Origin of the sequence: Phenylobacterium sp., from assembly GCF_016793225.1 — a bacterium.
In the GTDB taxonomy this organism is placed as follows: domain Bacteria; phylum Pseudomonadota; class Alphaproteobacteria; order Caulobacterales; family Caulobacteraceae; genus Phenylobacterium.
In genome coordinates this window covers 1-18589 of record NZ_JAEUMN010000021.1, presented here as the reverse complement: position 1 = coordinate 18589, position 18589 = coordinate 1, and the positions used below count along the sequence as shown (strand labels likewise).

The 18589-nt window shown below is 71.7% G+C and carries 21 protein-coding genes; 8 read left to right on the top strand and 13 right to left on the bottom strand.

Features of this window, described 5'->3' with window-relative positions:
* Positions 1-18 precede the first annotated feature (18 nt).
* The 5 genes from JNK30_RS02025 to JNK30_RS02005 all read right to left on the bottom strand — a co-directional run bounded on the left by JNK30_RS02025 (position 19) and on the right by JNK30_RS02005 (position 5879).
* Entirely contained in the window at positions 19-1098 is a 1080-nt protein-coding gene (locus JNK30_RS02025) for a hypothetical protein (protein ID WP_293479671.1), read from the bottom strand.
* A 116-nt stretch (positions 1099-1214) separates the two neighbouring features.
* Positions 1215-2267: a DNA polymerase III subunit delta gene (holA, locus tag JNK30_RS02020; protein ID WP_293479669.1), complete on the bottom strand. Its 1053-nt coding sequence runs from the start codon at positions 2265-2267 to the stop codon at positions 1215-1217.
* 11 nt (positions 2268-2278) lie between these two features.
* Positions 2279-2788: an LPS assembly lipoprotein LptE gene (lptE, locus tag JNK30_RS02015; protein WP_293479668.1), complete on the bottom strand. Its 510-nt coding sequence runs from the start codon at positions 2786-2788 to the stop codon at positions 2279-2281.
* Positions 2785-5346, bottom strand: coding sequence for a leucine--tRNA ligase (leuS, locus tag JNK30_RS02010; protein WP_293479666.1), 2562 nt, complete (start codon positions 5344-5346; stop codon positions 2785-2787). The genes lptE and leuS overlap by 4 nt, the downstream gene beginning before the upstream one ends.
* Positions 5347-5432: 86 nt before the next feature.
* Positions 5433-5879: a DUF3576 domain-containing protein gene (locus tag JNK30_RS02005; protein WP_293479690.1), complete on the bottom strand. Its 447-nt coding sequence runs from the start codon at positions 5877-5879 to the stop codon at positions 5433-5435.
* A gap of 293 nt (positions 5880-6172) precedes the next feature.
* On the opposite strand from JNK30_RS02005, the gene JNK30_RS02000 reads away from it, so the two are divergent.
* Positions 6173-6562: an NtrZ family periplasmic regulatory protein gene (locus JNK30_RS02000; protein WP_293479664.1), complete on the top strand. Its 390-nt coding sequence runs from the start codon at positions 6173-6175 to the stop codon at positions 6560-6562.
* Here JNK30_RS02000 and JNK30_RS01995 read toward each other — a convergent pair.
* Positions 6559-7104 carry a thiamine phosphate synthase gene (locus JNK30_RS01995; protein WP_293479662.1) on the bottom strand — a complete coding sequence of 182 codons (546 nt, stop codon included), beginning with the start codon at positions 7102-7104 and terminating at the stop codon, positions 6559-6561. The genes JNK30_RS02000 and JNK30_RS01995 overlap by 4 nt on opposite strands.
* A 55-nt stretch (positions 7105-7159) precedes the next feature.
* Here JNK30_RS01995 and JNK30_RS01990 point away from each other — a divergent pair, with 55 nt between their 5' ends.
* Positions 7160-7819 (top strand): YggS family pyridoxal phosphate-dependent enzyme, encoded by a 660-nt coding sequence (locus tag JNK30_RS01990; RefSeq protein ID WP_293479660.1) that lies wholly within the window; start codon positions 7160-7162, stop codon positions 7817-7819.
* Position 7820: 1 nt separating this feature from the next.
* On the opposite strand, the gene JNK30_RS01985 is transcribed toward JNK30_RS01990, so the two are convergent.
* The gene (locus JNK30_RS01985) at positions 7821-8324 is read right to left on the bottom strand and encodes a L,D-transpeptidase family protein (protein WP_293479658.1); all 504 of its coding nucleotides are present in this window, start codon (positions 8322-8324) and stop codon (positions 7821-7823) included.
* A 65-nt stretch (positions 8325-8389) separates the two neighbouring features.
* On the opposite strand from JNK30_RS01985, the gene JNK30_RS01980 reads away from it, so the two are divergent.
* Positions 8390-9073: a response regulator transcription factor gene (locus JNK30_RS01980; RefSeq protein WP_293479656.1), complete on the top strand. Its 684-nt coding sequence runs from the start codon at positions 8390-8392 to the stop codon at positions 9071-9073.
* 13 nt (positions 9074-9086) lie between these two features.
* On the opposite strand, the gene JNK30_RS01975 is transcribed toward JNK30_RS01980, so the two are convergent.
* The 4 genes from JNK30_RS01975 to thiD all read right to left on the bottom strand — a co-directional run bounded on the left by JNK30_RS01975 (position 9087) and on the right by thiD (position 12251).
* Positions 9087-9893 carry an exodeoxyribonuclease III gene (locus JNK30_RS01975; RefSeq protein WP_293479654.1) on the bottom strand — a complete coding sequence of 269 codons (807 nt, stop codon included), beginning with the start codon at positions 9891-9893 and terminating at the stop codon, positions 9087-9089.
* 245 nt (positions 9894-10138) lie between these two features.
* Entirely contained in the window at positions 10139-10774 is a 636-nt protein-coding gene (locus tag JNK30_RS01970; protein WP_293479652.1) for an outer-membrane lipoprotein carrier protein LolA, read from the bottom strand.
* A 113-nt stretch (positions 10775-10887) separates the two neighbouring features.
* Positions 10888-11454 (bottom strand): nucleotidyltransferase family protein, encoded by a 567-nt coding sequence (locus tag JNK30_RS01965; RefSeq protein WP_293479650.1) that lies wholly within the window; start codon positions 11452-11454, stop codon positions 10888-10890.
* The gene (thiD, locus tag JNK30_RS01960) at positions 11451-12251 is read right to left on the bottom strand and encodes a bifunctional hydroxymethylpyrimidine kinase/phosphomethylpyrimidine kinase (protein WP_293479648.1); all 801 of its coding nucleotides are present in this window, start codon (positions 12249-12251) and stop codon (positions 11451-11453) included. Before thiD ends, JNK30_RS01965 begins: the two co-directional genes overlap by 4 nt.
* Before the next feature lie 131 nt (positions 12252-12382).
* Between thiD and JNK30_RS01955 the strand changes: the two genes are divergently transcribed.
* From JNK30_RS01955 to JNK30_RS01945, 3 genes are read left to right on the top strand one after another with little or no spacing between them, the layout of a single operon-like run.
* Entirely contained in the window at positions 12383-12685 is a 303-nt protein-coding gene (locus tag JNK30_RS01955; RefSeq protein ID WP_293479646.1) for a helix-turn-helix transcriptional regulator, read from the top strand.
* The gene (locus JNK30_RS01950) at positions 12682-13236 is read left to right on the top strand and encodes an SRPBCC family protein (RefSeq protein WP_293479644.1); all 555 of its coding nucleotides are present in this window, start codon (positions 12682-12684) and stop codon (positions 13234-13236) included. The genes JNK30_RS01955 and JNK30_RS01950 overlap by 4 nt, the downstream gene beginning before the upstream one ends.
* The gene (locus tag JNK30_RS01945; RefSeq protein WP_293479642.1) at positions 13233-13754 is read left to right on the top strand and encodes an SRPBCC family protein; all 522 of its coding nucleotides are present in this window, start codon (positions 13233-13235) and stop codon (positions 13752-13754) included. Before JNK30_RS01950 ends, JNK30_RS01945 begins: the two co-directional genes overlap by 4 nt.
* Here the strand turns inward: JNK30_RS01945 and folP are convergent.
* Positions 13727-14554: a dihydropteroate synthase gene (gene folP, locus JNK30_RS01940; RefSeq protein WP_293479640.1), complete on the bottom strand. Its 828-nt coding sequence runs from the start codon at positions 14552-14554 to the stop codon at positions 13727-13729. The genes JNK30_RS01945 and folP overlap by 28 nt on opposite strands.
* Positions 14555-14683: 129 nt before the next feature.
* On the opposite strand from folP, the gene JNK30_RS01935 reads away from it, so the two are divergent.
* Together JNK30_RS01935 and JNK30_RS01930 are read left to right on the top strand one after the other, a co-directional pair.
* On the top strand, positions 14684-16501 hold the full coding sequence (locus tag JNK30_RS01935) for a PQQ-dependent sugar dehydrogenase (RefSeq protein ID WP_293479638.1): 1818 nt from the start codon (positions 14684-14686) through the stop codon (positions 16499-16501).
* A gap of 84 nt (positions 16502-16585) precedes the next feature.
* On the top strand, positions 16586-17404 hold the full coding sequence (locus JNK30_RS01930) for an SDR family oxidoreductase (RefSeq protein WP_293479636.1): 819 nt from the start codon (positions 16586-16588) through the stop codon (positions 17402-17404).
* Positions 17405-17476: 72 nt separating this feature from the next.
* Here JNK30_RS01930 and JNK30_RS01925 read toward each other — a convergent pair.
* On the bottom strand, positions 17477-18589 hold a 1113-nt coding region (locus JNK30_RS01925; RefSeq protein WP_293479634.1), incomplete at its 5' end, for an AAA family ATPase.

Sequence of the window (18589 nt, the reverse complement as noted above, 5' to 3'; positions counted from 1 at the left end):
GCGTCGGGCCGAGCCCGCTCAGCCTTCCTCGCCCTCTTCGCCCACCTGGGCGGCCTTCTGGTCCACGTTGGTGGGCGCGGTCCTGACGCCGGTGCGTTCCTCCTCCCGCGCGCCGGAGAGGATGTTGGCCAGGCCGTAGTTGCCCTCGTGGCAGGCGTACTCGTAGACCAGCCCCGGGATCCGCTGGAACTCGTACTCGCCGCCCCACGGCTGGCTGAACACCGTGGGGTCCTCGACCCAGAAGCCGTAGTGCATGCGGTCGGCGCCCACGCGGGTGAAGCGCTCGGTGACCTTGAGGTTCTCGGACGCGCCGCGGAAGACCTGCTGCGGGTGGAAGCCGACCGTCTCGACCACCAGCGTGTCGCCGTCCCACCAGCCGATCGAGTCGCCCATCCAGGGCCGGACGCCGTCGGTGCGGTGCTTGCCGCCGATGGGGATGATGCGGGTGTCGTGGACCATCTCCACCACGATGGCCACATGGTCCTTCGTCTGAACGAACTGGTAGGTGTTGTTGTAGAGCCCCGGCAGCATCACCGGGCCCGAGGAATTGCCGAACGACAGCAGGCAGCGCTCGCCCAGGGCCCGGCTCTCGGGGTTGTCGTTGATGGCGAGGCCCGGGGGCAGCCGCCGGCCGTAGAGGCCGCCCCTGAAGTCCTTGCGGATCGGCACGCGGCCGTCGGCGGGCACGGTGACGAAGCCGTTCCGCCCCTGGCCGTTCACGCGCATGACCACATGGCCGGGGTCGGTCCAGGCGGCGTTGTAGTTGCAGTCCGTGCCGCGGCCGCCCGAACAGTCCGCCGGCAGGTCCAGCACCGTGGCGTTGGGGTCGGTGGGGCGATCGCCCAGCGCGATCTGGGCGCGCTCCCGCGCCTCGATCCGTTCGACCTGTTCCTCGCTGAGCGCCAGCGTCGCGCCGTGCCGCGGGTTGCGCTCCAGGCGGGTGATCGCGGCGTTGGTCCAGACGCCGTCGAGGCTGGGGCGGCCGTCGGCGCCGCGCGGGGCCTTGTACGTGGTCGCCGGCCGGGGCGCCTGGTCCTGGGCGTGCGCGGGAACGGCGAGGGCGAGCAGGGCGCCCGCAAGGCATAGGGCCCGCAGCATGAAGTGGCCTCCCAGGTCCGGATTCTCCGAAGGTCCGGTACGAAACCGTAGCGTGGCCCCGCGGCCCGTCAATCGGCCGCCATGTCCGGCACGGAAGCCCGACCGGCGGTCCGTCGCTACAGCCCCAGCCTGCGCGCCCGGCCGGCGACGGTGAGCGCCAGCCGCTCGGCGATCAGCCGGTCGGGCGAGCCGGCGGTCTTGCAGGCGCGGTCGGCCTCGAGCACCTGCGGCTGCAGCCGGTCGAGCTCGTCCAGCGACCACGAGCGGATCTGGCGCAGGAACTCGCGCTCCTGCTTCCAGAACACGCCGGAGGCCTTCGCCGCCTCCTGCGGTCCGGCCCCGGCCTTGATGAGGGTCAGCGTGCGGCGGAGCCTGCCCAGATGGATGCCGATGGCGCGGACGGCGGCGGGCCCGCTCTCGCCCTCCTGGGCGGCGCGGCGCAGGCCGGCCTGGGCGTCCGCCAGCCGGCCGCCGAAGGCGTCGGCGGCCGCGTCGGCGAGGGAGGCCTCGGGCTCGACGCCCAGGAAGGTCTCGAGGTCGGCGGGCGTCGCCGTCGCGCCGCTGCCCGGGCCGAGGAACAGCGCCAGGCGCTCGATCTCCTGCCGCGCGACGCCGCGCTCCTTCGGCAGGCGCCCCACGAAGAGGTTCAGCGCCTCGGTGCTGAGCGCCACCTGGTCCCGCGCCAGGGTCTCGCGGACCAGCCGCGCCACGTCGCCGGGCTCGTCCTCGTAGCAGGGGATCGCCGCGGCCCCCGGGGCCTTCTCGGCGGCCTTCCGCAGGGCCGAGGCGCGGTCGAGATTTCCGGCCTCGATGAGGAAGAAGGCGTCGGGGTTCAGCTGCCCCGCGGCGTGCCGCTCCAGGGCCTCGGCCGCGGCCCGGTCGGCGGCGGGCTTCTCGGCGGTGAGCCGCAGCCGCACCAGGCGGCGACCGCCCATCAGCGACTGGGCGGCGAGCTCGCCTTCCAGCCGGCCGCCGTCGTCGGCGAGGTCGGCCTCGGTGAGGATCGCCACGTCGAAGGGGTCGTCGGGGTTCGGGACCAGCTTGGCGGCCAGCGCATGGCCGCGGTCCCGGACGACGCCGATGTCGCGGCCGTAGATCAGCGCGGCGCGGATCTGCGGATCGGGCCGGCCGAGGAAGCGCTCGATGTCGGGGCGCTTGCTGAGGATCATCCCGCGCCCGCCTAGCGCCGCGCGACCTGGGCTCCGTTCGCCAGCCACACGGCGAGCTCCTGCTCGATGCGGCGGGCGGCCTCCTCGGCGGCGCGGTCCTGGGCGTCCTGCTGCGCCGAGATCGAGGCGTAGGGTTGGTCGGCCGAGTCGTAGGTCAGCTCGACGCGCACCGCGCCCTGCTTGGCCACCGCGCCGGTGGCGGTCGCCCGCAGCGCGTAGCTGGCGGTCAGGATGTATTCGTAGCGCGTGGCGACGTTGTCGATCCGCACGCCGCGCGGATAGCGCGCCTCGCCCAGGCGCAGGTCCATCGTGTACGCGGGCGCCGCCGAATGGTCCTTGGCGAAGGCGTCGTCCAGGTGCTGCCGGATCAGGTAGCCGGTGCGGCCCGACGGCGCGTTCACCTGGATCGCCGCGAGGTTCTTCACCACCGCCGCCTCGCCGTAGAGCGGCTGGAATCCCGCGCAGCCGCCCAGGGCCAGCGCAGCGGCGACGACGGCGGCGAGGGCAGGGGTCCGGCTCATGCGGCCACGATATTCACGATCCGGTCCTTGACCACAATGATCTTGCGGACCGTGAGGCCTTCCAGCTTGGACGCGATCTCGGGATCGGCCAGCACGAGCTTCTCCACGTCGGCCGGCTCGGCGCCGGCGGGCGCGGAGATTTCGCCGCGGCGCTTGCCGTTCACCTGCACCGGCAGGACCTTCACCGCGTCCTCGGTCAGGGCGGGGTCGAAGTCGGGCCAGGGCGCCGCCACGACCATGCCCTCGCCGCCGATCCGGGCCCAGCATTCCTCGGCCAGGTGCGGCGTGAAGGGCGCGATCAGGCGCGCGAAGGCGCTCAGCGCCTCCTGCCGGGCCGCCAGCACCGCCGGCGCGGCGTCCCTGGCCGGGTTCGACTTCAGCAGGTTCAGGAACTCGTACAGGCGCGCGATGCCCGAGTTGAAGCGGAAGCCGTCGATCGACTCGGTGACCTGGCGGATCAGCTTGTGCGTGGCCCGCCGCAGCTCGGGGTCGGGCTCGGCGCCGGCGGGGGCGGGCACGTGGCTGTCGAACTCGTCCCAGACGCGGTTCACGAACCGCCAGGCCCCCTGGACGCCGCCCGTGGTCCACTGCACGTCGCGCTCGGCCGGGCTGTCGCTCAGCACGAACAGGCGCGCGGCGTCCACGCCGTAGACGTCGAAGATCTCCTCGGGCGCGACGGTGTTGCGCTTGGACTTCGACATCTTCTCGACGTCGCCGATCACCACCGGCTCCCCCGAGCCGACCAGCATCGCCCGGCGCGTCTTGCCCTCGGCGACGATCTCGATGTCCTTCGGCTCGACCCATTCGCCGTTCTGCCGCCGGTAGGTCTCGTGGGTGACCATCCCCTGCGTGAACAGGCCCGCGAACGGCTCGCGCACCGCCAGCTGGCCGTCGTCGGCCAGCGCCTTGGTGACGAAGCGCGCGTACAGCAGGTGCAGGACGGCATGCTCGATGCCGCCGATGTACTGGTCGACCGGCAGCCAGTAGTCGGCGTCCTCGCGGCTGATGGGCTCGTCCGCCCACGGGTTCGCGAAGCGGGCGAAGTACCAGGAGCTGTCCACGAAGGTGTCCAGGGTGTCGGTCTCGCGGGTGGCCGGACCGCTGCACACCGGGCAGGTGGTGTGCTTCCACGTGGGATGCCGCTCCAGCGCGTTGCCGGCCTTGCCGAACTCGATGTCGGCCGGGTGCGCCACCGGCAGCTGGTCCTTCGGCACGGGCACCACCCCGTCGGTCGGGCAGTGGACGACCGGGATCGGGCAGCCCCAGGCGCGCTGGCGCGAGACGCCCCAGTCGCGCAGGCGGAACACGGTCGCCCCTTCGCCGTCGCCCTGGGCCTCGATGCGCGCGATCGCCTCGGCCTTGGCGGCCTCGATGTCCAGGCCGTCCAGGAAGCGCGAGTTGTAGATCACGCCCGGCCCCGTATAGGCCTCGTCGCCCACCGCGAACGCCGCGGCGTCCTCGCCGGGCGGCAGCACCACCGGCTTCACCGGCAGGCCGTACTTGCGCACGAAGTCCAGGTCGCGCTGGTCGTGGGCGGGGCAGGCGAAGATCGCCCCCGTCCCGTAGTCCATCAGGATGAAGTTCGCGATCCAGACCGGCAGCTCCCAGTTCGGATCGAACGGGTGCTTCACCTTCAGGCCCGTGTCGTAACCCCGCTTTTCGGCCGTCTCGATCTCGGCCTCGGTGGCCGCGCCCTTGCGGCATTCCTCGATGAAGGCGGCCGCCTTCGGATCGTTCGCGGCGACCGCTTCGGCCAGCGGGTGGTCGGCCGCGACGCCCACGAAGCTGGCGCCGAACAGGGTGTCGGGCCGGGTGGTGTAGACTTCCAGGCTCTCGGCCGGCGCGTCGCCCGCGAAGTGGAACCGGAAGCGGAGCCCCTTGGAGCGCCCGATCCAGTTCTCCTGCATCACGCGGACCTTCTCGGGCCAGCGGTCCAGGGCCTTCAGGTCGTCGGTCAGCTGGTCGGCGTAGTCGGTGATCCGCATCGCCCACTGGTTCAGCTTGCGCTTCTCCACGACCGCGCCCGATCGCCAGCCGCGGCCGTCGACCACCTGCTCGTTCGCCAGGACGGTCTGGTCGACCGGGTCCCAGTTGACGACGCTTTCCTTGCGATAGACCAGGCCGCGCTCGAACAGGTCCAGGAACCAGGCCTGCTGCTTGCCGTAGTAGCCGACGTCGCAGGTGGCGAACTCGCGGGACCAGTCGATGGACAGCCCCAGCTCCTTCAGCTCGGCGCGCATCCGGTCGATGTTGTCGTAGGTCCAGCCCTTGGGATCGACCCCGCGTTCCATCGCGGCGTTCTCGGCGGGCAGGCCGAAGGCGTCCCAGCCCATCGGGTGCAGGACCGAGAAGCCGCGGGCGCGCTTGAAGCGGGCGATGACGTCGCCCATGGCGTAGTTGCGCACGTGCCCCATGTGGAGCCGTCCCGACGGGTACGGGAACATCTCCAGCACGTAGTACTTGGGCTTGCCGGGGTCGCGGACGGCCTTGAACGCCTCGGCGCTCGCCCAGGCGTCACGCCACTTGGGTTCGGTTTCTTTCGGATTGTAGCGGGCCATGATCGGGGGCCTTTGACGGGGGTTGGCGTTCCGGTCAACGGCCCTGGCGGATCACGGCGCGTCGACGATCGACGTCCGGAGCTGGATCAGCCCCGGATGTTCGAAAGTCGAAGCTGGCGCGCGCGGGTCAGGATCGAGTTCTCGATGTCGGTCTCGGTCTGGCCGGCGGTGGGCTGGTCGACCCAGTTCCCCGAGGCGTCGCGCAGCTGCTTGAAGACGGCGACGTTCAGGCCGTCGGCGCGCAGGCGCGAATCCAGGATGTAGACGGTGCACTTGAAGCGCTCGTCCGGCTTCTCGGGGTTCGTGTACCAGTCGGTGACGATCACGCCGCCGTAGGGATCGGCGGACTGCAGCGGCATGAAGGACAGGGTGTCCAGGGTGGCGCGCCACAGGTAGCCGTTCACCCCGATGGCCGCGGCGTTGTCGCCGGAGACCCGGGTCTTCGAACCGCCGCCCAGGGGGTTCGGGATGCCGCCGCATGCGCTCAGGCCCATAGCGCTCACTGCCGCGACCGCGACGATCACGCCTCGCATGCTCTTACCGCGCACAAACGGCATTCCATCGGTCTCCATAACTTCCGCAACGCAGTCAGCGCTACGGCGCCGCCCCTGCGCCGGACGCCTCTATAACAACGCCATCCGGCGCGCCAAACAGGAATCGCGTGGCGAACGCGCCACACAAGGCCGCCTTCTCGGGCCTGAGGGATCGCCGGAGGGCCGAGTCGCATTGACCTGTTTTCAATGCCGCCTTTAATCGGATCGCAATCGCGAAGCTGTGCACTAGCCGCCGCTCGCATTGGTGATCGTTGGGGTTATATTAGAAGACCATGGAATTCCGCCGCACGAGCTTCGCTCTCGCCGCGGCCGCGCTGGTCAGCGTGGCGGCGAGCGGCGCGTGGGCGGCGGACAAGGCTTCCAAGCCCGTCGATTTCACGGTCCGGTCCGAGCCCACGCGGCTGGATCCGAACGCGGGCCGCACCTTCAAGTACGACGCCAGCAAGGGCCGCTTCGGCATCACGGTTCGGCTGCAGCAGCCCGAGACCCGCCCCGTGTCGCCCAACGACGTCCAGGCCGGCGCCTACTTCCGCATCACGCCGTCGATCCAGGTCGGCGGCTCGGTGGCCCTCGGCGAGCAGGATCTCGCCCCGCGCGGCAGCCGACCGGTCCGCGAGGCCGACCAGCCGAAGGTCCGGCTGGAATCCACGCTGAAGTTCTAGCGTCCGAAACCTTCCACAGCCGCCAGTCCGATGAGGCCCGCGTCGATGAGACGGCGGGCCGTTCTGTTGTTGATCCCGCCCAGGGCGTAGGCCGGGCGGCCCGCCGCGCGCACGCGCAGCGCGAGGCGGACGGGGCCGAGCGCCGTCCCTGCGGACGCGCTGCGGGAGGGAAACGCCACCGAAAGCACGACCGCGTCCGCACGGCTCGCGCGGGCCGCGCCGAGGGAGTGGGCCGCGCTGGTGACGATCCACCCCGGATGCGCCCGCCGGATCGCCGCGGCGCGCCCCGCCAGGCGCTCGGGCAGGTGGACGCCATGCGCGCCCACCCGCGCGGCCAGCGTGGGGTCGGCGCCGATCAGGAGCTTGAGCCCACGCCGCCGGGCCAGCGCGGCGAGCCGCCGGGCGCGGCCTTCGGCGTCCGGCGCTCCGAAGTGGCGGTAGACCAGGGCCGCGCCGCGGGGCAGGCGGCCGGCGAGCGCCTCAGGGTCCGGCGTGCGCGACGGGTCGGTGAACGCCAGCAGCGCGGGCAGGGCCTTCCGCAAGCGGCGGCGCGCCGGTAAGAGCCGGGCGGTCCGCTCCAGGGTCCAGAACGCCGAAATGTCCGCACCTCCCGCACCAGGCTACGCCGACGTGGTGGCCCGGATCGCCCGCGCCGCGCAAGCCGCCGGGCGCGACCCGGGCGACGTGACCCTCGTCGCGGTCTCCAAGCAGCAGCCCTGGGAGGCGATCCAGCCGGTGCTCGACGCCGGCCAGCGGGTGTTCGGCGAGAACCGGGTGCAGGAAGCCATGGCGCGCTGGGAAGGACGGGCCGACGGCCTGACCCTGCACCTGATCGGCCCGCTGCAGACCAACAAGGCGAAGGAGGCGGTGGGCTTCTTCGACGTGATCGAGAGCGTGGATCGCGAGAAGCTGGCCCGCGTGCTGGCGGAGGAGACCCAGCGCCAGGGCCGCGCGCCCCGGCTCTACATCCAGGTGAACACGGGGGAAGAGCCGCAGAAGGCGGGGATCGCGCCGGGCGAGGCCGATGGGTTCATCGCCGCCTGCCGGGGCGCCTATGGCCTCAAGGTCGAGGGGCTCATGTGCATTCCCCCGGCGGACGAGCCGCCCGGACCGCATTTCGCGCTCCTGCGGAAGGTCGCCGAGCGCAACGGACTGGCGAAGCTGTCCATGGGGATGAGCGGCGACTTCGAGACGGCGATCCGCTTCGGCGCGACCAGCGTCCGGGTCGGCTCGGCCGTGTTCGGCGCCCGGGGCTAGGCTAAGCGCGGATCTCCACGGCGTCTCCCGGCCTGGCCAGGGCGAGCAGGGCCTCGAGGTCCTCGCGCGCGACCGCCACGCAGCCGTGGGTGGGCGCGTAGTCCGGCTTGGCGAGGTGCAGGAAGATCGCCGATCCTAGGCCCGCGACGGGGGGATCGTCGTTGTGCCCCAGGACCACGACGATGTCGTAGAGGTGGTCGTCGCGCCAGAGTTGCTCGGCGCTGGCCGGATAGGGCAGGGTGACGTGGCGGTTGTACTGCGCGTCGGCGGGATCGTCGCACCAGCCGTCGTCCTCGGTCAGGGCGTGGACGCGGAACTCGGTCGCCGGCGGCGGGCCCCGGTCGGGCCGGTAGAACACCTCGCGGATGGGCCAGACGCCGGCCGGCGAGGCCAGGTCGCCCTCGCGCTTCTCCGCCGCGGGCCTCACGCCGGCCGGGCCCAGGGCCGCCCGGACGCGCCGGTCCCCGATGTCGAGCCAGCCGTCGGCGGTGGCGGTGAAGATCACGGGAACTCCGGTGTTCTGCGGGAAACCCTTTGCGGCGAGCCTGCCAGATGGTGTTTGTTGCCGCCATGGCTCAAAAGAAGACACTCCTCATCGTCGACGACGACCAGGACCTTCGCGGGGCGATCTCCGAGCAGCTTCAGGCCGAGAGCTTCGACACCGTGGAGGCCGCCACCGCCGGCGAGGGGGTGCGGATGGCCCGCGAGCAGAAGCCCGACCTGATCCTGATGGACGTCGACCTGCCCGACTTCGACGGACGCGAGGCGTGCCGGCGGATCAAGCAGGACGGCGTCACGGCCCCGGTGATCATGCTGACCGCGGCCTCCGCCGAGAACGACGAGGTGCAGGGGCTCGATTCCGGCGCGAACGACTACATCACCAAGCCCTACAAGTTCGCCGTCCTGCTGGCGCGCATCCGCGCCCAGCTTCGCGAGCACGAGCATTCCGAGGGCGCGGTCTTCCGGCTGGGGAGCTACGAGTTCCGGCCGGCGGCCAAGGTGCTGGTCGACGAGAAAGGCAAGAAGATCCGGCTCACGGAGAAAGAGACCAACATCCTCAAGTACCTCTACCGGGCCGGCGAGAAGGCCGTGTCGCGCGAGGAGCTGCTGGCCGAGGTCTGGGGCTACAACGCCGGCGTCACCACGCACACGCTGGAGACCCACGTCTACCGCCTGCGCCAGAAGATCGAGCCCGATCCCGCGAACGCCCGCCTGCTGCTCACCGAGCAGGGGGGCTACAAGCTGGCGCCGTAGGGCGCGTCCTGGACTAGAGCACGAGGTCGGCGCTGACGGGCGCGTGGTCGCTGGGGCGCTCCCAGCCGCGGACGTCGTCGTGGATGCGGGCCGCCGGCGCGCCGAGGCGCCACGCGGCGTCCCGCAGGCCCGGGCTCAGCAGGATGTGGTCCAGGCGCAGGCCGCGGGCCGACATGCGGAAGTCCCGCGCCCGGTAGCTCCACCACGAGGCCAGCTTCTCGGGTTCGGGGCGCAGCGCGCGGAGCGGGTCGACGAGGCCCAGCGCCGCCTCCATGGCGCGAAAGGCCTCCACCTCCACCGGCGTGTGGCTGACGATCCTCGACATGTAGCGGTGGTTCCAGACGTCGAACTCGCCCGGCGCCACGTTGAGATCGCCGACGATGGCGAGCGGGTCGGCGGGGTCGCGCTTGCCGAGCTCGGACGTCAGCTTCTCGTAGAAGTCCAGCTTGTGGTCGAACTTGGCGTTCAGCGCCCGGTCGGGAATGTCGCCGCCGGCGGGGATGTAGAAGTTGTGGACCTCGACGCCGGCGATCACGCCGCCCACGCAGCGGGCGTGGCGCTCGCGGCAGACATCCAGCGGCGGGGCGTCCTCGATGGGCAGGGCCGAGGCGATGGCCACGCCGTGCCAGCCCTTCTGGCCGGCGACCCGCAGGTGCGGCAGGCCCATCTCGCGGAAGGCGTCCGCAGGGAACTCGCCCTCCCGGCACTTGATCTCCTGCAGGCACAGGACGTCGGGCGCCTGCTCGCGGACGAACCGCGCCACCTGCTCCGCGCGAAGGCGGACCGAGTTGACGTTCCAGGTGCAGAGACGAAGTCGCATCCGGGGGCCTATAGCGCGATCGGGGACAGGCGCCACACGCGGGAAAAGAAAAGGCCCGGGCTTGCGCCCGGGCCGTGTAAGTCGTCTCTCATGCCGCCGCCGGGAGGGGATAGGTTCCGGCACGGACTCGTCGACACGATCCCGCGCCGACGACGTAGTGATAATATCGCCACAGTACGACAGAAAGTCAAAGGACTTTCACAGTGAAGCTTGCGTGTGTCCTTCGAGTCACACTGAGGGCCTCGTCAGACCTTGCCGCGTCCCGGGTTCTTCGGGCGGGGATCCTTCAGCACGAACAATGACTTGTCGAGGCCGGACGCCCGCGCCAGCCCCTGGATCTGGACGCGGGTGGGCCGGCCCTGCGCGTCGGTGACCGTCCAGCCGGCGAGGGTCAGCGGCGCCTCGGTGAACGACAGCGTGATCTCGCCCGCCGTCTGCTTGTTCCCGTCGCGGGCCGTGATGGCGAAGCCGTCCCGCATGCGCTGCACCCGCGTCACCCGCACGCCGCGGTCGAGCCGGATCGTCTTGGCCAGGAACAGGGACAACGGCGTGGCGCTGAGGGGATAGGCGTCGAAGGTCTTGAGCCGCTTGTCCTGCACCGAGACGACGCCGCCGTCGGAGACCACCAGCAGGCCCGAGGGCGGATCGTAGGCGAACCGCGCCTTCCCCGGCCGCTTCATGAAGAGCTGGCCGGTCACCGAGCGCCCGCGCGCGTCGGTCTGGACGAACCGGCCGCGCGCCTCGTTGAGCCCCTCGAGGTAGGCGATGGCGCGGCTCACCAGGGCCTGGTCGGCCGCCGACAGCGCGCCTTGCGCCAGCGCCGGCGACGCCAGCGGGGTCGTCGCCAGGGCGACGGTCAGGGTCCGTCTCGTGAGGGTCATGCTTGCTCCGTAACGCGCCAAGGTCCTATCGCGCCAGCGCGGCGGCAATAGGGCGCAAGGCAACGCCTGGGCGGCGGGCGCCGTTCCGGCCGGCTCAGGCCGGGGGCCGGCGCCTAGGCGGCCACCTCGATCTCCGGCCAGCGCGCGGTGGCGCGCGCGACGGTGCGCGCGAAGTTGATGCTGGGGCGCAGGGGATTGGGCCGCAGCCGCCGCGCGAACAGGTCCTCGAGGCCGAAGGGCGCGACGATGGTGAGCCTGTCGTCGGCCTCCAGCCGCACGCCCACGGCGAACATCGGGCTCTCGAACCGCGTCAGGGCCTCGGCCGTGCCGGAGAGCGGCGCGTAGGGCTCGCCGAACTTGCCCTCGAACCAGACGTGGACGCGCGCCTGGTTGCGCACCTCCACCAGGTCGCGCAGGGGCGGCTCGAACGCCGCGGCCACGCGTCGGATCACCGCGTCTTCGGCGTCGTAGCCGATATCCGACGCGTCGAAGTAGCCGACGTCGTAGTCCTTGATCCCGTAGTCCAGGGGCCGACCGCCCAGGTGGTTGAGCACCCGCTGGTAGACCGCGCCGGAGAAGACGAGCCAGTCCGGCAGGTCGATCTCCCGCATGGTGCGCAGCACCTGCGCCAGCGGCTCCGAGCGGCGCAGGATGGCGTCCAGCTCGGCCTCCAGGCTCACGCGCGGCCCCGCAGCGGCCAGCCGTGGTCGAGTGGCCCATGGCCCGCGCCGAAGCCGGGCGCGCGCAGCATCGCCTCGTGCACATAGTTCCAGGCCCGCGCCACGGCGGCGGTCAGGGGCAGCCCCTGCGCCAGGCCGGCGGCGCACGCCGAAGCCAGGGTGCAGCCGGTGCCATGGGTGTGGCGGCTCTCGATGCGCTCGCCCTCGAAGGCCGTCTCGCCGTCGGCCGTCATCAGGATGTCGACGACACGGTCCCCGGCCACGTGGCCGCCCTTCATCAGCACGGCGCGCGCGCCCGCGCGCAGCAGCGCCTCCCCCGCCCGGCGCAGGTCGTCCGTCGAGGCGCAGGCGACGCCGGTCAGGGCCTCGGCCTCGGGCGCGTTGGGCGTGAGCAGGGCGGCGCGCGGGACCAGCCGCTCGCGGACCGCGCCCACCGCCTCGGCGGCGAGCAGCGAGGCGCCGCCCTTGGCCACCATGACCGGGTCCACCACGGCGGGCGCGCCGGCCTCGTCCAGCAGCTCGGCGACGAGCGCCACGGTCGCGGCGTCGCCCAGCATGCCCGTCTTGATCGCGTCGGCCCCGATGTCGCCCAGCACGGCCCGCGCCTGGGCCGCCACCACGTCCAGCGGGACGGGATGAACGCCGGTCACGCCCAGGGTGTTCTGTACGGTCACCGCCGTGATCGCCGTGGCCGCGTACCCGCCCAGGGCCGTCACGGTCTTGATGTCGGCCTGGATTCCCGCGCCGCCGCCGGAGTCCGAGCCGGCGATGATGAGGACTCGTCCCTGTGCGGTCATGCCTGCCGATACCGTGCGCGGGCCCGCATGGCCACCCCGGCGGCCGGGCGCCAGCTCCCGAGCGGCGGGCGGATCGGGCAGCCGAAACTTTCTGCTTGAGTTATATTTCCTTCGTTGCATATATACGCCGCATGAGCCCTTTCGAGGCCTTGGCGGAGCCGAACCGGCGGCGGATCCTGGACATCCTGCGGGAGGGCGAGCGCCCGGCCGGCGATCTCGTGGACGCGCTGGGCCTCAGCCAGCCCGGCGTCTCCAAGCACCTGAAGCTGCTGCGTGAGGCGGGCCTCGTCCGCGTGCGCGCCGACGGCCAGCGGCGGCTGTACCGCCTCGAGCCGCACGGGCTGGCCGACCTGGACGCGTGGCTCATGCCCTACCGACGGTTCTGGGCTGGCAGCCTCGACCGTCTCGAACAGCATCTGGAGCGCGAACAATGAAGCCCGGACCCTTCGCCGGCCTGATCAGCGACGAGCTGGGCCAGGTGATCCCCCGCGACGACGGCCGCTTCGACATCGTGTTCGAGCGCACCATCCGAAAGCCTGTCGAGAAGGTGTGGGCGGCGATCACCGTGGCCGAACGGATCGCCGACTGGTTCACGGAGGTGGAGGTCGACCTCCGGCTGGGCGGCCTGTACCGGATCACGTTCCGGGACATGGACTATGTCGTGGACGGGGTGATCACCGAGCTCGAGCCGCTGCGGCGCTTCGCCCATACCTGGCCCGACGTGGAAGATCCCCGCTACCACGACGCCTATGTGCGCTACGAGCTCTGGCCCAATCCCGAGGGCTGCGGCCTGCGCCTGACGCAGACGGCGCTGCCGCCCAAGTACCTCGGCTCGGCGGCCGGCTGGCACACCTTCCTCGAGGCCCTGCCCGGCGCGGCCGAGGGCATTCGCACGCCCTGGAGCGCCGAACGCGAGGCCGCCATGGGGGAACGCTACCGCGACACCCTCGCGGCCTTCGCCCAGCCCTCGGACGCCGGCTCATGACCAAGCCCCCCGCCGACGACCTGGGCGCTCTCCGCCGGACGGGCGCGACCGTCGAAGTGGTCTTCGTTCGCCGCTATGCGAGACCTCTCGAGAAGGTCTGGGCCGCCATCACGCTGCCGGAGCGCCTGTCGAGCTGGTTCGCCAGTTCCGTCACCATCGACCGCCTGGAGGTCGGCGGCGTCATCGAGCTCGACTTCAGGGAGGAAAACTACCGCAGCCTCGGCCGCATCGTCCTGTGGGAGCCGATGAAGACCTTCGCGTGGGAATGGTCCGAGCTCGACGGCTCCAACACCTCGCTCGTGCGCTGGGACCTGGAGCCCGACGGCGACGGCTGTCGGCTGACCCTGACCCACTCGGGCCTGGCGCCCTCGGACGCCAAGGACGTGGGCCCCGGCTGGCACACCCATCTGCAGGCGATCGAGGACGCCGCTGACGGCGTCGCGACGCCATGGAACCGGGTCAAGGAACGGGAGCGGCTGGCCAAGCCGCTCTATGCGGACTGGGCGTCCCTGGCCTGATCGATGGCGGCGGCGACGTCGAGCGCCTGAACGGTCTCGAAGACGTCATGGACCCGCACCGCGGCGACGCCCGCGGCCGCGCCCGCGAGGGCCGCGGCGATCGAGCCCCCCAGCCGCCGGTCCGCCGGCGCGCCGCCGCTCACGGCGCCGATGAAGCTCTTGCGGCTGGCGCCCAGCAGGACCGGGAAGCCCAGGGCCACGATGCGATCGAGCCCCGCCATCAGCGGCAGGTTGTGGCGGATCATGTCCTTGCCGAAGCCGATCCCCGGGTCGAGCCAGATCCGCTCGCGCGCTACCCCGGCCGCCAACGCGGCCTCCGCACGCGCCGCCAGGAACGCCGCCACCTCGCCCACCACGTCGTCGTAGCGCGGCCGGTGCTGCATGGTCCGCGGCTCGCCCTGCATGTGCATGAGCACCACGCCGCAGCCCAGCACGGCGGCCGTTTCCAGGCTGTCGGGCGCGTGACGCAGGGCGGTGACGTCGTTCCACATCGCCGCCCCGGCGGCCACGGCCGCGCGCGCGACCTCCGGCTTCATCGTGTCGACCGAGATCGCCACGTCGCTCTCGGCCCGCAGCGCCGTCACGAGCGGGACGATGCGGCCGATCTCCACCTCGGCCGGGACGGGCTCGGCGCCGGGCCGTGTCGATTCCGCCCCCAGGTCGAGGATGTCGGCGCCTTCCGCGATCAGCCGCCGGGCATGGGCCAGCGCCGCGTCCGCCGCCAGGAACCGGCCGCCGTCCGAGAAGCTGTCGGGCGTCGCATTGACGATCCCCATGACCTTGGGTCGCGCGCGGGTCATGGCCGCACCCTTAGCATCTTGCGCGGCCTCGCCCAGCCACCGCCCGCGACACGAGCCCGAACCTCGTTCAGGTTGTCATGATCTCGCCTTGGGCGCGCAGCAGCGTTCCCCCGAGGCTAGGAGGGACCGATGGCCGACATCGTGGGCGGCAGCGCGCGAGACACCCTGAACGGCGGCGCCGGCGGCGACGTCATCTCCGGCCGCGACGGGTCCGACCGCGTGTTCGGGGGCGCGGGCGACGACGTGATCTACGGCCACTCGGCCGCCGACACACAGGCCGGCTCGCACCTCATCGACGCGACCCGGGTGGCCTCGGGGCTGTCGTCGCCGCTGTTCGCCGCCTCGCCGCCCGGCGACCCCGACCGGCTGTTCATCGTCGAGCAGCACACCGGCCGGATCCGAATCCTCGACCTGAACAGCGGGCAGGTGAACGCCGACGCCTTCCTCGACCTGCCCGACAACAGTCTGGCGGCGGGGGGCGAGCAGGGGCTGCTGGGCCTCGCCTTCCACCCGAACTACGCCTCGAACGGCCTGTTCTACGTGAACCTGACCAATGCGGCGGGAGACACCGAGGTGCGCGAGTACCGCCGCGCCGACGCCGACCACGCCGACGCCGCCTCGGCGCGCCTGATCCTGACGTTCGACCAGCCCTTCGCCAACCACAACGGCGGCTGGATGGACTTCGGACCCGACGGCTTCCTCTACATCTCGTCCGGCGACGGCGGCTCTGGCGGGGATCCGCAGAACAACGCCCAGAACATCGACAGCCTGCTCGGCAAGATCCTGCGCATCGACGTGAACGCCGACGCCTTCCCGGGCGACGCGGCGCGCAACTACACGATCCCGGCGGGCAACCCCTTCGCCGGCGCGGTCCCGGGCGCCGACGAGATCCTCCACTACGGCCTGCGGAACCCGTGGCGGCCCAGCTTCGATTCCGCCACCGGCGACCTTTGGATCGCCGACGTGGGACAGGCGGCGCGCGAGGAGGTCAATGTGGCGCCGGCCGGGTCGGCGGGCCTCAACTTCGGCTGGAAGATCAAGGAGGGCCTGGTCACCTTCTCGCCCGGCTCGCAGGCCGGCCTCACCGATCCGATCCTCGACTACGACCGGACCACGCCGCTGTTCTCGGGCGTCTCGGTCACCGGCGGCTACGTCTACCACGGGCCGGGCGGCGCGAACGGGCTCTACGTCTTCGGCGATTTCGTGCGCGGCAACGTCTGGACGGTCTCCTACGTCGGCGGCCAGGCCCAGGACTTCATGAACCGCAACGCCCAGTTGGCGGTCTCGGGCGGCGGCGACATCGACCAGATCGCCTCGTTCGCGGTGGACGGCCGCGGGCGCCTGTACCTGATCGGCCTGGACGGGGACATCCACCGCCTGAGCCCCCGCGCCGCCGCCGGCGACGGTCTCGACTACCTGCGGGGCGAGGACGGCGACGACCAGATCTTCGGCGGCTTCGGATTCGACGACGTGCACGGCAACATGGGCAACGACACCGTCTCCGGCGGAGAGGGCGGCGACTGGGTGGTCGGCGGCAAGGACCACGACCGGCTGTTCGGCGACGAGGGCGACGACATCGTCTACGGCAACCTGGGCGACGACACCTGCGAGGGCGGGACAGGCGCCGACCTGGTCCGGGGCGGCCAGGGGAACGACATCCTGCGCGGCGGCGACGGGGCCGACTTCATCTCGGGCGACCTCGGCGACGACACGGCCTCGGGCGGCGCGGGCGCCGACATCTTCAACAGCTTCGGCGCCGCCGGCGTGGACCGGGTGCTGGACTTCAACCGGGGCGAAGGCGATCAGGTGCGCCTGGACCCGGGCAGCACCTTCACGGTGGCCCAGGTGGGCGGGGACACCGTCGTCAGCGTCGGGGGCGGCGCACAGGTGATCCTGGTCGGCGTCCAGATGTCGGGCCTGACGGGAAACTGGATCTTCGTGGGCTGAGCCGGCGCCCCGCGGGGCGCCGCCACGGAACAGCCTCAGGGGCTCGGCGGTTGCTCGTTCCCGCCGCTTCGAGGACCCCTTGTCATGTCAGAAGATCTCCGCCCGCTTTCCGTCGTCACCGGCGCCTCGTCCGGCATCGGCTATGAACTGGCCATGCTGTGCGCCGAGGATGGCCACGACCTGATCGTCGTCGCCGATCGGCCCGAGATCGTCGAGGCTGCGCAGGCCTTCGAGGCCATGGGCGTGCGCGTGCAGCGCCTGATGGCGGACCTGGCGACCCTCGACGGGGTCGACCGCCTGCTCGAGCTGGTCGGCGACCGTCCGGTGGACCACCTGCTGGCGAACGCGGGCCACGGCCTCGGCCATGCCTTCCTGGAACAGCCGGTGGCGGCCTGGCGGCACGTGATCGACACCAATGTGACGGGCACGCTCTACCTCGTGCAGCGGGTCGCGCGGCCGATGGTCGAGCGCGGCCGCGGGCGCATCCTGTTCACCGGATCGATCGCCGGCCTGATGCCGGGCACGTTCCAGGCGGTCTACAACGGCACCAAGGCGTTCATCGACAGCTTCGCCTGGGCTCTGCGCAACGAGCTGAAGGACACGGGCGTCAGCGTCACCACGCTGCTGCCCGGCGCCACCGACACCGAGTTCTTCGAGCGGGCCGGGATGCAGGACACGAAGGTGGGCCAGGGCAAGAAGGACGATCCCGCCGACGTGGCCCGCACCGGCTACAACGCCATGATGAAGGGCGAAGGCGACGTGGTGCACGGGCTCAGGAACAAGGTGCAGGCCGCCATGGCCGCGGTGACGCCCGAGAGCGTGATGGCCGAGCAGCACCGCAAGATGGCCGAGCCGGGCACGGGCGACGACGACGAAGAAATCTACCAGAAGCCGCTGGGCTGACCCGCGCCCCCAAGGACGAAGGGCGGCCGCATCGCTGCGGCCGCCCTTTTTGCTGTCGGCGATCCAGCCGCGTCAGGCCGGCTCGGCGCTCGGCTTCGGCGAGATCGGAACCGCCACCGACGGGCCGGTCGGCTTGCGGGCTTCGGCCTCCTCGCGCTTGGGCGCCACGCCCTTGAGGACGCCCACCAGCTCGTCGCCGCTCAGGGTCTCGTACTCGAGCAGGGCCTGGGCCAGCTTGTGCAGGTCCTCCAGCTTCTCGGTCAGGATGCGGCGGGCTTCCTGCTCGCCGCCTTCCACCAGCCGGCGGACTTCCTCGTCGATGATCTTCGAGGTCTCTTCCGAGACGTTCTGGTTGCGCGCCACGGAGTGGCCCAGGAAGACCTCCTCCTGGTTCTCGCCGTACTCGACGGCGCCCAGGCGGTCCGAGAAGCCCCACTTGGTGACCATCGCCCGCGCCAGCTTGGTGGCCTGGCTGATGTCGGAGGAGGCCCCCGAGGTGATGTGCTCCTTGCCGAAGATGAGCTCCTCGGCGACCCGGCCGCCGAACAGGATCGCCAGGCGCGACGTCATCTGCTGGTAGCTCATGGAGTACTTGTCGCGCTCGGGCAGCTGCATGACCATGCCGAGGGCGCGGCCGCGCGGGATGATCGTGGCCTTGTGCACCGGGTCGGTGTTGGGGACGCTCAGCGTCACCAGGGCGTGGCCGCCCTCGTGATAGGCGGTGAGCTTCTTCTCCTCGTCGGTCATGACCATCGAGCGGCGCTCGGCGCCCATCATGACCTTGTCCTTGGCGTCCTCGAAGTCGCGCATGGTGACCATGCGGCGGTTCTTGCGCGCGGCCATCAGGGCGGCCTCGTTCACCAGGTTGGCGAGGTCGGCGCCCGAGAAGCCGGGGGTGCCCCGGGCCACGGTCTTGACGTCCACGTCGGCGGCCAGCGGCACGTTCTTCATGTGCACGCGCAGGATCCGCTCGCGGCCGGTGATGTCCGGGTTCGGCACCACGACCTGGCGGTCGAAGCGGCCGGGACGCAGCAGCGCCGGGTCTAGGACGTCGGGGCGGTTGGTGGCGGCGATCAGGATGATCCCCTCGTTCGCCTCGAAGCCGTCCATCTCGACCAGCAGCTGGTTCAGCGTCTGCTCGCGCTCGTCGTTGCCGCCGCCCAGGCCCGCGCCACGATGGCGGCC